This window comes from Flavobacterium sp. PS2, assembly GCF_046250155.1.
GTDB lineage: Bacteria > Bacteroidota > Bacteroidia > Flavobacteriales > Flavobacteriaceae > Flavobacterium.
In genome coordinates, this window is record NZ_CP176426.1 from 3,770,076 (window position 1) to 3,784,821 (window position 14,746).

Genomic DNA, 14,746 nt, shown 5'->3' on the forward strand with positions numbered 1-14,746 from the left:
TATTTAATAGCAATCAAAAATCTTAAAAAAATATCTATTATACAACAATTAAAGTAATTCTTTTTCGGAAAGTTGTTTTAAATATAGTGCCGAATAATACCCTTCTTGATTTATCAATTGATTATGAGAACCTTGTTGAATGATTTTTCCTTCCTCTAGTATAATAATTCTATCTGCGTTTTTGGCAGACGACACACGGTGACTCACAATTATGGTAGTTTTGTCTTTACAAATCTCAAATAAGTTGTTTAAAATCGTTTCTTCGGTTTCAGTATCTACAGCAGATAAACAGTCGTCAAAAAGTAAGATAGCTGGGTTCTTGATGATAGCTCTAGCGATAGAAACACGTTGTTTTTGTCCGCCCGAAAGAGTAATTCCTCTTTCTCCTAATATTGTGTCGTACTGTTTGTTAAAACCAATAATATTATCATGAACAACAGCATTTTTTGCAGCCTCAATAACTTGTTCGTCGGTTGCGTTTTGGTTACCAAACTTAATGTTGTTTTTAATACTATCCGAAAACAAGAATGCATCCTGAGGTACAATCCCAATGTTGTTGCGTAAATCGTTGAGGTTTAATTTGCTTATTTCGTTACCGTCTATCGTGATTTGTCCTTGAGGAACATCATATAAGCGTGAAATTAAAGATAATATCGTTGATTTTCCTGAGCCAGTTTTACCTAAAATAGCCAAGGTTTCGCCTTTTTTTACTGTAAACGATACATCTTTAAGAGCAGTTATATTAGTATCTTCGTAAGTATAGGTCACGTTCTCAAAAGCAATTGTACCATCGATAGGTGAATGGTTTGGATTATTGTTCTTGATCTCTGGTTCGATTTTCAGGAACTCATTTAATCTTTTTTGTGATGCTTCGGCTTCTTGTACCATTGATGAAACCCAACCAAGAGAAGCTACGGGCCAGGTAAGCATGTTTACATATAAAATAAACTCAGCTATTGTCCCAAGGCTTTTGATGCTTCCGTTAATGTACATTACCCCACCAAAATAAATTACGACAAGATTACTGATTCCTATTAAAGCAATCATTAATGGGCCAAATAAGGATTGTACTTTGGCAAGGTTTAAACTTTTGCTTTTGCTTTCATTTGCTAAATCAACCATATTGTTTTGGTGTTGATTTTCTAGTGAATAGGCTTTAATAACTCGAATCCCTGAGAAAATTTCTTGAGTAAAGCTCGAAACTTTCGATAAATATTGTTGAAAAACAGTACTTCGTTTATTGATTTCGGTGCTTAATTTAAAAATACAATACGATAATATTGGTAATGGTAAAATGGTGTATAAGGTTAAAAGAGGCGAAACATTATACATATATATAATTACGATTGCAAAACGAATAAAGGTGTTAATCGTGTACATTACCGCTGGACCTACATACATACGTACTTTAGAAACATCCTCGCTGATACGATTCATTAAATCTCCGGTTCGGTTTTGTTTGTAGAAATTCTGGGATAGTTTTTCGTATTGCTGAAATACCTCATTTTTCAGGTCAAATTCGATATGACGAGACATAACAATTAAGGTTTGTCTCATTAAAAAAGTAAGGAAACCGGCAACAATAGTTGTAGCGATAATTAGTAAAACGTTGTGTATGAGTTCTTCTCTGTAGAAAGACAATACAGCTTCAGATGCTTTCTCGGCTTTTGGGAGTTTATCAAACTTCTCAATAGCACTTAATGATTTACTTATAAGTTTAGGCGTAAATAACGAAAATATTTGTGCGATTATTGTGATAAAAATTCCTAAGGAAAAACTGTATTTATATTTAATAAAATATTTGTTTAAATAACGTAATTCTTTCATTTTTTTAAGATATTCTATGTTGAAATAAAATTATTTTGCTAATAAGTGTCGATTTAAAGCAATTTACAGGATTTTCGTTAGAAAATATTTAATTGTTGGATTGTTATTTTTTAATTAAAAAAATGCTGTATGTATATTTTTTGTATAAATTTGAAATGTCTTTTTGACAAATTCGTAATTTTAACTAATAAAAATTATTGCTATGAATGCAGCTTTTGCAACTGGAAAGGAACTTCAAAAAATGGATCCCGTTTTTGGTCAACTATCGTTTGATGATCACGAACAAATTGTATTTTGCAACGACAAAGATACAGGTTTAAAAGCAATTATTGGTATTCATAATTCAGTTATGGGACCTGCTTTGGGAGGAACAAGGATGTTTAATTATGCTAACGAATGGGAAGCATTAAACGATGTTTTGCGTCTTTCTAGAGGGATGACTTACAAAGCAGCTATTACAGGATTAAACATTGGTGGAGGTAAAGCCGTTATTATCGGGGATGCTAAAACTCAGAAAACACCAGAATTGATGCGTAAGTTTGGAGAATTTGTACATTCTTTAAGCGGAAGATATATTACTGCCGAAGATGTTGGTATGGAAACCAGAGATATGGACATTGTAAGAGATGTTACTCCTTATGTTACTGGAATTTCTGAAGAAAGAGGTGGTTCAGGAAACCCTTCTCCTGTTACAGCTTACGGTGTGTTTTTAGGAATGAAAGCTGCAGTAAAACAACAATTTGGTTCGGATAGTGTAGCTGGTAAAAAAGTATTAGTACAAGGAATTGGACACGTAGGAGAAACTTTGGTTGATTATTTAACTAAAGAAGGTGCTATCGTTACTATTACAGATATCAACGAAGAAAAATTGTATGAAGTAGCGGCTAAACACGGTGCGACTATTTTTGCAGGAGATGATATATATAGTGCAGATGTTGATGTTTATGCACCATGTGCAATGGGAGCAACATTAAACGATGATACTGTAAAGAAAATAAAAGCTAAAGTTATTGCTGGTGCGGCTAATAACCAATTGGCAAACGAGAATGTTCACGGTTTAATATTACAAGAAAGAGGAATACTTTATGCTCCGGATTTCTTGATTAATGCTGGTGGAATTATTAATGTTTACGCTGAGTTAGAGCATTATGACAAAGCTGAGATCATGCGTAAGACAGAAAATATTTACAATACAACACTTGAGATTTTTGATTATGCTATTAAAAATGGTATAACTACACATCAAGCTGCGTTAACAATTGCTCAAAATCGTATCGATTTAAGAAAAATTGAGAATAGCAAAAAATAAAAGCTAGTTTGGTTTATAGTCTCAGTTTTCAGTCTCAGTGCCTAAGTGTAAACTGAGACTGAAAACTGAGACTTTTTTTTTGTACTGAAAACTGCGACTCTTTTTTATTGGTACAAACTGCGACTGCGGCTGAAAACTATTCTTAAATAAAGTAAATATAAATTTTATTATAAGGCATGAAATTCTTATTTTTGCAAACTAATTTTTAAATGTTCTTACAAGGTGGTAAATAGAAGACACATACGCGTTAAAGTAATGCAGTCCATTTATGCGATGCATCAAAACGGTTCTGATAATCTTGAAAAAGAAGAAAAGTTTCTTTTTTATAGTATTGACAATATTCAGGATTTATATCTTGTGATGCTTTCTTCGTTAATCGAAATTTGTAAAAAAGAAACTATATTTTTACACTTATCAAGCAAAAAACATCTTGCAACTCCTCAAGAGCGTAATCCAAATGAAAAATTCGTTAAAAATGCAATTTTTCAAATCCTAGCCGAAAATAATTCTTTTAGTATAGCGATGGAGAATCGTAAAATTGATAATTGGTCATTAAATGACGATTATATTTTATTACTTCTTAACGATATAAAAGCGAGTAAGCAGTATGCTAAATACATGAGTAATACAGTAAATACGTTTGAAGAAGACAAACAGTTTATTGTTGATTTATTTACAGAAGTAATCGTTCCTAATGAAAAATTATATGAGTATCTAGAAGATGATAAGCTTACTTGGGTAGATGATATTCCTGTTGTAAATACACATATTATCAAACAATTAAAAGCGATTACGGCTGGAGAAGATGATAATTTTAGAGTTCCGAAATTGTATAAAGACAATGAGGATAGAGATTTTGTAAAAGACTTGTTTAGAAAAACAGTTTTAAACGAAACCGAATTTGCTAAAGAATATGTAGATAAAACACCAAACTGGGATAGTGATCGTATTGCCGAAATTGATACTATTATCTTGAAGATGGCAATTTGTGAATTTTTAAAATTCCCTTCAATTCCAGTAAAAGTAACTCTTAACGAATATTTAGAAATTGCAAAAGAGTATTCTACACCAAAAAGTAGTATTTTTATCAACGGGATTTTAGATAATCTTGTAAAAGAACTAGAGGCTAGCAAAAAGCTAATTAAAGCTGGTCGTGGTTTAATGTAATAATCAATTAAATAAAAACAGAATTTAAATTATGGAACAATTAACTCAATTTGCACCGTTTCTATTAATGTTTGTGGTAATCTATTTCTTTATGATTAGACCGCAACAAAAACGTGCAAAAAATGAAAAAGAATTCGAAAGTAGCCTAAAAGTAGGTGATAAGATAATAACAAAAAGTGGTCTTCATGGTAAAGTTTCAGAACTTGCAGAAACAACTGTAGTTATCGAAACAATGTCAGGAAAATTAAAGATGGAGCGTTCAGCAATTTCTATGGAAATGAGTGCAGCTTTAGCTAAGAAATAGTCAGCTTTAAATAAATAGTAAAGTCCCAATCCGAATTTTCGGATTGGGACTTTTTTTTGCTCAAAAATAATCCTCTTCTTTTTGTAATTCCCATTCTGGGAGATATTCTCTTTTGATCTTTTTAGATAGTGTTTTTGTCTATTAATAGATCTCTTAGGTTGTTTTATTAATGCATAGTTGTGATGCTGTATCTGTGAGCGTTTTTGGATTTTTATTATCTATAATATTTAATAGGTAGGATTTTCTCCTTTTTAGTTAGTTAGGTTTCACTCTTTTAAAATACATTTTTAGAGGTGTGATTGTATATTTTGGTCTTTTATTTTTGTAAGAATTATGGTTAAGTGTTTTTCTGTTTATGTTTAGATTGATTGTTTTTGTCGTTTTTTAATTTAAAATTCTTTTACCTATGTTTTTTATGGGTGTATAGTATTTATAGTGTTTATTTTTTATAATAACCCCTATTTGTTTTTGGGTATATTTTTGTTTTTTGTGTTTAAGTTGATATTTTTTGCTTTTGGTGATTATTATATTTTTTAAAAACGTACCTGTAAAATGTAAAATAACAATAATTAAGTAGTGTAATTTTTGTAATCCGTAATTCTTTCAAAAACGAATCAAAAAAATAATTTTTATATGATTATCTAATCTAAAAGTTAATAAATTCGCCTCAGAAACATGTTTTAAGTTACTGCAGTTCTTTGATATCATATAGAATATAAATGGCATTTATAAAATAACCAAACCAATTATTAACTATAACCAAATTATTAACTAAAACCATCTTAAACATGAAAAAAGTAATACATATTTTAGCTTTGATGTTAACGAGTTCTTTTGCTTTTGCCCAAGAAGATAAAGAAACTACTGCTCCAGCAACTACATTTGGAGGGTCAGCAGATGTTTATTACAAATATGATTTTTCTAAACAACAAAACGGTTTAACTAGTTTTACAAATTCTCAGGACTCATTCGAACTAGGAATGGCGTCACTTGAAGCCTCGCATAAATTTGGAAAGGCTTCTGCTTTTGTCGATTTAGGATTTGGAACAAGAGCGGCTGAGTTCTCTTATAATGAGTATAATAATAATGAACCGTCTTTTTTAATTAAACAGTTATTCCTTAAATATGATTTATCGGATAGTTTTTCAATAACAGCAGGTAGTTTTGGTACTCATATAGGATATGAGTTATTAGATGCCGTAGATAATAAAAATTACAGTATGTCTTACGCGTTTTCATACGGGCCGTTCTTTAATACAGGAGTAAAAGCACAATATACAAACGGAGAATTCAGTGCTATGTTTGGTATCACTAACCCAACAGATTTTAAATCGGCAATGGAAGCGGGTTCTAGTCAGAAAACGTATATTGGACAATTGGCATATATAGCTGATACTGGAAGTGCTTATTTGAATTTTACTTCAGGAAGTACAAATCCAACTCCGGGAACTACAGTTGTGCCAACTGGGGAAAATAAAACGCAAATTGATTTTGTGGGAACAAAGGCAATTAACGATGCATTTTCTTTAGGATTTAATGCTACTTATGCAAAAACTACAAACGATTTTGATAGTGATCTTGATGGAGAGTGGTTTTCATTAGTAGGATATGCATATTATAAGTTCAAGGATAATCTTGGACTAGCTTACAGAATAGAATATTTTGATGCTAAAGATGCTGCCGTAAGTTTAGGAACGCTTGCGGGTTCTAGTGTTTTTGCAAATACGTTATCACTTAATTATAAAGTTGGAAATATGACGATAATTCCAGAGGTAAGATTAGATAGCGCTTCCGAAGATGTTTTTCTTGACAGTAATTCTGCCCCAACTGGCAAGATGGTCTTCGCATTGGTAGCTGCTACTTATTCTTTTTAAGATATTAAGATTGATATTTTTTTTTTTTTTTTTAAAGCTGTCAAAACATAACTATGTTTTGGCAGTTTTTTTATTTAGAATTGTTTCTATAAAAAGAAACACGTTTTAGAAAGGCTAAAACGTGTTTTTGTATATTATATAATCTCTTTTTTATTGTTTTTTGTAGATAGAATAAATAGTATTTATTGTTTTTCTATCTAATACGCCATCAACTTCGGTTTGAATATAATGGAGTTTAAAAGCGGTAATTGCCGATGTAAGATTCTTTGTATTGTAACCTATGATGCGTAAAGCAGGTTCTATTTTAAAATCAAACGGAGCTTCTTCCAGAATCTCATCTTGCCAAATCCCAAAACCTAGACCAGCTAGTGTTTTCCAAGGAAATAATTTGCTAGGGTCTTGTTTTCTTCCCGGAGCAATATCTCCATGTCCTAAAATATTTTGTGCAGGGACATTGTACTCTTTTTTCAATCTCGTTAATAGAGCAATTAAGCTACTAATTTGTGTTTCAGAGAAAGGCTCAGTTCCGTTATTATCTAATTCGATACCTAACGAAGAAGAATTAAGATCGGTGTTTTTTCCCCAAGTCGAGTTACCAGCATGCCAAGCACGTAAATAATCGTTTAGCATTTGTACCACTTTACCATCTCTGGAAATAATATAGTGAGCACTTACTTGCGTTTTTACTTTAGTAAAAGTATTTACAGTTTGTTGCAAAGAATCCTGTGCTGTATGGTGAATAATGATGAAGTTTGGTTTGCGTAAATTAAAATTTACGGTGCCAATCCATTCTGTATTAATACCATTTTGTAATGGAGTTGATCCAGTTATCGAAAGTGAGTCTCTGTAAATGTGTAATTGCTTAGCGTACGAAGTATCTATACTTACAGCTACAGTTGGTGCTGGTATAGGCTGAGCTTCTTTGCTAGTAATTTTGTCTTCAAGAGTCTTAAGTTGCTGGTCGTATACTTTTTCGCTACTTTTATAAGGATTCGTTGAGCAAGAAGTAATTGCAATTGCTGTAATCAGACAGTAAAAATACTTTTTCATATCTTGAAATTGTTTTTATGTTTAGAGAAAACAATTATTTTTTCTTTTTCTTAGCTTTCTTGGAACCAGTTTGATTTTTGCGTTGCTCCATAAAAACAGTGTACTTCTCTTTTTGATCTTTGTTTAAAAAATCAGATACTCGTTTATTGGTAACTTCAGAAAGAGCTTGGATTTGTTTTATTTTATCATCTTGGCTGCTACTTTCGTTTTTCAAAAGTATACCTTGTTCTTTTATACTTTCAATCAAAACATTCGATACTGCAATTTCTTGTAATGCATCAAGGTTAAGTTCAGGCTTTAGTTCTTCCATTATTGTGGCAACAATTTCCTCAACAGGAGTCTCTTTGGGTTTGCTGGTATTACCCATCTGACCCATACCTTGGCTCATACTACCGTTCATTCTGCCGCCGCCGTAGCCACCACCACCGTAGCCACCGCCACCATAGCCATTACCATACCCATTTCCGTATTGAGCAGAAACAGAGTTTGCAAAAAATAACATAAAGGCAAATACTATTGCTGTTTGAATTGTTTTCATGTCTTATGTTTTAAAATCAAATATTCAAAAAAAATGTATTGTAAATTTAAACAGGTTCACCGTATAAATCAAATTCTGTAGCTTCTATTATTTTAATATTAACAAATTCTCCAGTTTTTAGATAGTTTTTAGACGCATCAATTAATACTTCATTATCAACATCTGGGCTATCGAACTCTGTTCTTCCAACAAAATGACTACCTTCTTTTCTGTCAATAATACATTTAAAAGTTTGTCCTACTTTCTCTTGGTTTAAATCCCATGAAATTTGAGATTGTAATTCCATGATTTCATTAGCACGAGCTTGTTTAACATCATCTGGAACATCGTCTTCAAGTAAATAAGCGTGTGTGTTTTCTTCATGAGAATAAGCAAAACAACCCATTCTGTCAAATTTCATTTCCTGAACAAAATCTTTAAGAATATTAAAATCCTCTTGAGTTTCTCCTGGGTAACCTACAATAAGTGTAGTTCTAATAGCCATTCCTGGAACAGCATTACGGAAATCTTTTAATAATTTTGTTGTTTTTTCTTGAGTTGTACCACGACGCATTGATTTTAAAACCGAATCCGAAATGTGCTGCAACGGAATATCAATATAGTTACAAATCTTTGGCTCGCGTTTCATGATTTCAAGAACATCCATCGGGAAGCCAGTAGGGAAGGCGTAATGCAAACGAATCCATTCAATTCCTTCTACTTTTACTAAAGCTTCAAGTAATTCGCCTAAATTTCTTTTCTTGTATATGTCAAGACCATAATAAGTTAAATCCTGAGCAATCAAGATTAATTCTTTTACACCATTTTTAGCTAAGCCTTCAGCTTCTTTTACTAATTTTTCAATAGTTTGCGATACGTGTTTTCCACGCATAAGCGGAATAGCACAAAAACTACAAGGTCTGTCGCAACCTTCAGCAATTTTTAAATAAGCGTAATTTTTAGGAGTTGTAGTTAAACGTTCACCTAATAATTCATGTTTATAATCAGCCCCTAGTGCTTTTAATAATTGAGGTAACTCAGTTGTACCAAAATATTGGTCAACATTTGGGATTTCTTTTTCTAAGTCAGGTCTGTAACGTTCAGACAGACATCCTGTCACGAAAACTTTATCTACTAATCCTTTTTCTTTCTTATCTGCGTACTCTAAAATCATGTTTACTGATTCTGCTTTAGCATTATCAATAAAACCACAAGTGTTTATTACAATAATATTGCCTTCTTCGGCAGCAGGAGCTTCATGTGTTACTTCCTTTCCGCTGGCGCGAAGTTGACCCATAAGTACTTCACTATCATATACATTTTTCGAACACCCAAGAGTGATTACGTTGATTTTATTCTTTTTTAAAGACTTGGTTCTCATACTTTTATAAATTGGAGTGCAAAATTACATTTTTTATTCCTAGAAACACCATGATTCCTTCTTTTTTCTGAAGTTGTTGTTGTGAGTTCTAGGAGCTGGAACCTGCTGTCCGCTATATCTTTTTCTGTCTAAAGAAGCCAGAAAAAGGATGCCGCTTCTATCAGGGCTAAAAAAAATCCGTCTGATTCTTATCGAGACGGATTTTTATATGTTTTGTTTGTGCTAATTATAATTCAAATAACATAGTCAATGAAACGTTATTGAATTTTGTGTTAATATTAGCGCCATCAGTAAATCCTTGACTAAAGAATGCTTGATGAGAATTTCTCTTAGCATAAGAATAAGCTAGATCTACCTTAGTAGAGCCAAAGTTATATCCTAAACCTCCTGAATATCCATTTAAATCACCAATTGTAGAGCTGTTTTTGTATGGGCTTTGTTCAAATCTGTAACCAGCTCTTAAGCTAAGTAGTTTTATTTTATATTCCGCACCAATTCGTACTTCGCTACTATTGGTCAATTGGTCGCTCATAGTATTATTTACTCCTCTAAAAAAACTGTCGTTTGTTGGTTTAAACTTAGTGTTGCCATAATCTTTAATCGCATAATCAACACTTAATAAACCAGTTTTTCCAAACACGTATGCAAAACTTGCGGTCCATTTTCCTGGAGTTTGCAGTTTGTATGATTCATATATGTTCACTATTTGTGGGTCAACTATAGTAGGATCTAATTCTCCAGTGTTATTGCTTTGTACAGTTACTAATGATTGAGTCGTTTCATCGTAGAGTTTGTACCAAGTATTCGATTCGTAAGCAAGACCTAATCGTACTTGGTCAGTTACTTTGGCAATAGCACCTACTTGGAAAGAGAAACCTGTTCCGTACGTATATAGTTGATTGTCAAAAAAGGCTCTGTCTATCTTGTAATTTGCGCTTGTGTTGTTGTTATTGTGTTCGTAAAAACTTGTATTTCTTGTATAATCAGTAAAATGAGAGTTTAAGTTTATTCCTACGTATAGTTTGTCTTTATAGGATGTTGCAGCATTAAAGGATAGCTTGCCATTATAGCCATTGGTATGAATTTCATTTTCTTGATAATAATTTCCTCCAGCAGGGACAAGAGATAGGTATTGGCTATTTGGATTATTAGCGTCCATTGGGTCGATTATGAATCCTTGGTAACCTAACATGGCTTGCTGTGCTGAATATCCGCTTAGGCCAGGGTATTGGTAGCTAGGTAAGCTATTGCCTAGATATCGATATAGGCTACTTATACTTTCTCCTTTATTTGTTCTAACAAATTCTTGAGGCACTGGCGCGCCACCATTACCTGTGTTAGCATAGTCTAAAAAGTATTGGTCTATAGAATTTGTTGGGTTTACTCCAGCAGAAAATATATCGTTGTTGTAGTTGTTAGTGTTTTCGTAATTAACAGCTACGGATATTTTTTTCCAGTTACTTTTTGAATGATAATTATTAAAAACTAAAACTCCTCCAGCTTGATTCAGTATAAATGAATTATTGCTTTCGTTAGTTTTTGCGCCAAAATAATTAGAGTTGTTCTTTGTGTTGTAATTACTTAATGTTACACCAAACTGGTTATTTGCAAATACAGCAGAACCGGCAGGGTTGATATTTAAAGATGATAAATCACCACCAAGCGCTCCAAATGCACCACCCATAGCGCGGAAACGAGCAGTTCCGTTTAGGTTGTCTTGTGAATAACGCATTGCGTCAGAAATACCCTGAGAGTGTATTGCGTTAATAGATAGTCCAGTAAGGATTAGGAATATATACTTTTTCATGTTCAGATAAATAGGTTTTAATTCGTTTTAAAGAAGATGTAAATTATCTTCTTCCGCCGCCAGAAGATCTTCCGCCGCCTCCGCCACCGCCAGACATTCTTCCTCCGCTGCCTCCTGATGAGCTAGGGCTGTATGATCTGGATGGAGAGCTAGAAGGGGTATAGGTTCTAGTTGGACTAGATGAACCAGGATTATAGCTTCTGGTTGGAGTGCTACCGCTGTTATCTCTTCGTGTTGGGGTGTAAGTGCTGTTTTGTGAACCCGAAGATTGATCTCTTCTAGTATAATTAGAATTACCGTTGGTATTTCTTGTTGTATTGTAAGAGTCGTTTCTTCTGTAATCTGTATAATTTGAGTTGGTATTTCCTCTTCTGTTAGTGTTGTAGTTAGAGTTCTGAGAATCACTTCTTCTGTAGTCGGTATAGTTACTGTTTCCTCTTCTGTTGGTAAAGTTTGTAGTTCGGGAATTAGTATAATCGCTACTTCCTCTTCTGTTTACAGAGTAGTTAGAGTTTCTAGAATAACTTCTATTGTTGTAATAACTATTATTACGGCCTACGCTATTATTATAGTAAGAACCTCTGCGGCCATAGTTATAAGAGTAGTCGTTGTATCGGTATCCGCCATAATAAGGTCTGTATCCATAATAAGGATAGTACGATGGGTAGCCCCATCCGCCACCATAATATGGGTAACCCCAACCGTAACCGTAACCAAAGCCACCATAATAAGGGTAACCAAAACCAAAAGACAATCCCCAAGTATTAGGGTATATGTTTACAGATACGTCTTGAACATTGCTTCCCCAACCTGCATAACTAATGCTTGAGTTTGCTATGCTGTCATCAGATTCGTTATAAGAACCATAATTGTCAACATTTGTAAAGATTTCTGTAGGTTCGTCATTGTTTTGTAGGGAGCTAAAATAATCTTTGTATTGATTATTGGTGCTGCTAGTAGTAACTCTTTCTGTGTAATTATTAGATGATGTTCTATATATGCCATCGTTGTCATAATAAGAACTATTTTGATAAGAACCACACGAAGTTACTAGAAAACACAATAAGGCTGTAATGGAAAAAAGAGCCGTGTTTTTTTGGAAAAAAATATTAGTTTTCATATCTGTGGATTTTTTTATTGTTGGACAATACAAAAATAGTTAGTTTTGTGGAACTATTTAGTTAAAATAAGTTAAACAAAATTTGTGCCAAACTATTCAATATGAGTAAGAACCTTACTACAAGATCAGAAGATTATTCAAAATGGTATAACGAGCTGGTTGTAAAAGCGGATTTAGCCGAGAATTCAGGAGTTAGAGGATGTATGGTTATTAAGCCGTACGGATATGCTATTTGGGAAAAAATGCAGGCTGAGTTAGATCGAAAATTTAAAGAAACAGGACATCAAAATGCCTACTTTCCGTTATTTGTTCCAAAAAGCATGTTTGAAGCTGAGGAGAAAAATGCAGAAGGATTTGCAAAAGAATGTGCTATTGTTACTCATTATAGATTAAAGAATGATCCCGATAAGCCAGGAAAGCTTATGGTTGATCCTAATGCGAAACTAGAAGAAGAGTTAATTGTTCGTCCTACAAGTGAGGCTATTATATGGTCTACCTATAAAGGATGGGTACAGTCATATCGTGATTTGCCTTTATTAATTAATCAATGGGCAAATGTGGTTCGTTGGGAAATGAGAACTCGATTGTTTTTAAGAACAGCCGAATTCTTGTGGCAGGAAGGTCATACAGCCCACGCTACGAAAAGTGAAGCTGTTGAAGAGTCAGAGAAAATGATGAATGTATATGCTGATTTTGCTGAAAATTTTATGGCGATTCCAGTTGTAAAAGGAATAAAAACAGAAACGGAACGATTTGCAGGTGCTGAAGAAACTTATTGTATTGAAGCATTAATGCAAGATGGTAAAGCGTTGCAAGCAGGAACTTCTCATTTCTTAGGACAAAACTTTGCAAAAGCATTTGATGTGAAGTTTGCAAATGCCGAAGGGAAGCAGGAATATGTGTGGGGAACTTCTTGGGGAGTTTCTACGAGATTAATGGGAGCTTTAGTAATGACGCACTCAGATGATAAAGGATTGGTCTTGCCTCCAAATTTAGCACCTATACAAGTAGTGATTGTTCCTATTCATAAAACAGATGAGCAGCTAGGTGAAATTACTGTTGTGGTAAATGAATTAGTTTCTCAGTTAAGAAAACTGAATATAGCTGTGAAGTATGATGATAGAACTACACAAAAGCCAGGATTTAAGTTTAATGAATATGAATTAAAAGGAGTGCCGATTCGAATTGCGGTTGGTCCTAAAGATTTAGAAAATGGAACTTTTGAAATTGCAAGAAGAGATACGTTAACTAAAGAAACAGTTTCGAAAGATGGAATTGTGACTTATGTGAACGATTTATTGAGTCAAATTCAAGTTGATTTGTATAATAAAGCATTAGATTATCGAAATACTCATATTACAGAGGTAAATAATTTTGATGAGTTTAAAGATGTTTTAGAGAATAAAGGTGGCTTTGTATCAGCTCATTGGGATGGTACTGCGGCTACAGAAGAGAAGATTAAAGATTTAACGAAAGCAACAATTAGATGTATTCCTTTGGATGGAGTAGAAGAGGCGGGAACCTGTGTGTTTACTGGTAATTCTTCTTCAAGAAGAGTGCTTTTTGCTAAGGCATATTAATTTTTTTAATTTTTTTTGCTTCAGCTATTGTGCATCTAAAAAACAGTTGTATCTTTGCAACCGCAATACAGAAGCAGGCCCGTTCGTCTATCGGTTAGGACGCATGGTTTTCATCCATGTAAGAGCGGTTCGATTCCGCTACGGGCTACTACTTTTTTGCAGGTTAAAAGTTATTTGAATATTGAAAATAAAATGGCCCGTTCGTCTATCGGTTAGGACGCATGGTTTTCATCCATGTAAGAGCGGTTCGATTCCGCTACGGGCTACAATTTCAACTTTTGAATAATTTATTAAAAACTTAGAAGAATACTGGTCCGTTCGTCTAGGGGTTAGGACTTCAGGATTTCGTCCTGGTAACAGGGGTTCGATTCCCTTACGGACTACTAAATTAGTTGTAAATAAGTTTTGTAAAATAGAAGCTGGTGTCTCGGTTTTTGTTTTATTAGTTAAAGCTAAAGTGATTGTTTTACAATTGTGGGAGGCTTTTCTTTTTTAACTAGTATTTATAATAATTATTACATCTAAAATTAAAAAAAAATGGCAAATCATAAGTCAGCGTTAAAAAGAATCAGAAGTAACGAAAAAAGAAGAGTTCTTAACAGATATCAACATAAAACTACTCGTAATGCTATTAAAGCATTAAGAATAGCTACTGATAAGCAAGATGCTACTTCAAAATTATCAACTGTAATTTCTATGATTGATAAATTAGCGAAAAAGAATATCATTCATGATAACAAAGCGTCTAATTTAAAATCTAAATTAACGAAACATGTAGCTAAATTGTAATCATACAATTTGCTTAAAATA

At 33.2% G+C, this 14,746-nt stretch carries 12 protein-coding genes and 3 tRNA genes; 9 read left to right on the top strand and 6 right to left on the bottom strand.

Translation table 11 applies throughout. From position 1 onward, the window contains the following. Positions 1–48: 48 nt before the first annotated feature. Complete coding sequence (locus ACJ6WR_RS16630; protein WP_039117586.1) at positions 49–1,827, bottom strand: ABC transporter ATP-binding protein; 1,779 nt, start codon at positions 1,825–1,827, stop codon at positions 49–51. 202 nt (positions 1,828–2,029) lie between these two features. Here ACJ6WR_RS16630 and ACJ6WR_RS16635 point away from each other — a divergent pair, with 202 nt between their 5' ends. The 4 genes from ACJ6WR_RS16635 to ACJ6WR_RS16650 all read left to right on the top strand — a co-directional run bounded on the left by ACJ6WR_RS16635 (position 2,030) and on the right by ACJ6WR_RS16650 (position 6,481). Continuing rightward, positions 2,030–3,136, top strand: a complete 1,107-nt coding sequence (locus ACJ6WR_RS16635; protein WP_409415870.1) for a Glu/Leu/Phe/Val family dehydrogenase — start codon at positions 2,030–2,032, stop codon at positions 3,134–3,136. A 255-nt stretch (positions 3,137–3,391) separates the two neighbouring features. After that, entirely contained in the window at positions 3,392–4,303 is a 912-nt protein-coding gene (gene nusB / locus ACJ6WR_RS16640; protein WP_086895232.1) for a transcription antitermination factor NusB, read from the top strand. A 31-nt stretch (positions 4,304–4,334) separates the two neighbouring features. Then, positions 4,335–4,607, top strand: coding sequence for a preprotein translocase subunit YajC (gene yajC, locus ACJ6WR_RS16645; RefSeq protein WP_039115484.1), 273 nt, complete (start codon positions 4,335–4,337; stop codon positions 4,605–4,607). Positions 4,608–5,395: 788 nt separating this feature from the next. Next, positions 5,396–6,481, top strand: a complete 1,086-nt coding sequence (locus tag ACJ6WR_RS16650) for an outer membrane beta-barrel protein (RefSeq protein WP_409415871.1) — start codon at positions 5,396–5,398, stop codon at positions 6,479–6,481. Positions 6,482–6,631: 150 nt separating this feature from the next. Here the strand turns inward: ACJ6WR_RS16650 and ACJ6WR_RS16655 are convergent, their stop codons facing one another. From ACJ6WR_RS16655 to ACJ6WR_RS16675, 5 genes are all read right to left on the bottom strand, one after another. After that, positions 6,632–7,531, bottom strand: a complete 900-nt coding sequence (locus ACJ6WR_RS16655) for an N-acetylmuramoyl-L-alanine amidase (protein WP_039117584.1) — start codon at positions 7,529–7,531, stop codon at positions 6,632–6,634. 34 nt (positions 7,532–7,565) lie between these two features. Beyond that, on the bottom strand, positions 7,566–8,069 hold the full coding sequence (locus tag ACJ6WR_RS16660; protein WP_039116094.1) for a hypothetical protein: 504 nt from the start codon (positions 8,067–8,069) through the stop codon (positions 7,566–7,568). Positions 8,070–8,115: 46 nt separating this feature from the next. Continuing rightward, entirely contained in the window at positions 8,116–9,429 is a 1,314-nt protein-coding gene (gene rimO / locus ACJ6WR_RS16665) for a 30S ribosomal protein S12 methylthiotransferase RimO (RefSeq protein ID WP_409415872.1), read from the bottom strand. A gap of 226 nt (positions 9,430–9,655) precedes the next feature. Continuing rightward, positions 9,656–11,236 (bottom strand): OmpP1/FadL family transporter, encoded by a 1,581-nt coding sequence (locus tag ACJ6WR_RS16670; RefSeq protein WP_409415873.1) that lies wholly within the window; start codon positions 11,234–11,236, stop codon positions 9,656–9,658. 43 nt (positions 11,237–11,279) lie between these two features. Then, a complete protein-coding gene (locus ACJ6WR_RS16675) occupies positions 11,280–12,356 on the bottom strand; it encodes a hypothetical protein (RefSeq protein WP_409415874.1) in 1,077 nt (358 codons plus the stop codon). A gap of 101 nt (positions 12,357–12,457) precedes the next feature. Here ACJ6WR_RS16675 and proS point away from each other — a divergent pair, with 101 nt between their 5' ends. The 5 genes from proS (at position 12,458) to rpsT (ending at position 14,725) form a co-directional block, all read left to right on the top strand. After that, positions 12,458–13,936, top strand: a complete 1,479-nt coding sequence (gene proS, locus ACJ6WR_RS16680; protein ID WP_039116082.1) for a proline--tRNA ligase — start codon at positions 12,458–12,460, stop codon at positions 13,934–13,936. A gap of 76 nt (positions 13,937–14,012) precedes the next feature. Continuing rightward, positions 14,013–14,084 (top strand) — tRNA-Glu (locus ACJ6WR_RS16685). 46 nt (positions 14,085–14,130) lie between these two features. Then, positions 14,131–14,202, top strand: a tRNA-Glu gene (locus ACJ6WR_RS16690). 45 nt (positions 14,203–14,247) lie between these two features. Further along, positions 14,248–14,319 (top strand) — tRNA-Glu (locus ACJ6WR_RS16695). A 154-nt stretch (positions 14,320–14,473) separates the two neighbouring features. Then, positions 14,474–14,725, top strand: coding sequence for a 30S ribosomal protein S20 (gene rpsT, locus ACJ6WR_RS16700; protein WP_035622425.1), 252 nt, complete (start codon positions 14,474–14,476; stop codon positions 14,723–14,725). The last annotated feature ends 21 nt before the right edge of the window (positions 14,726–14,746 follow it).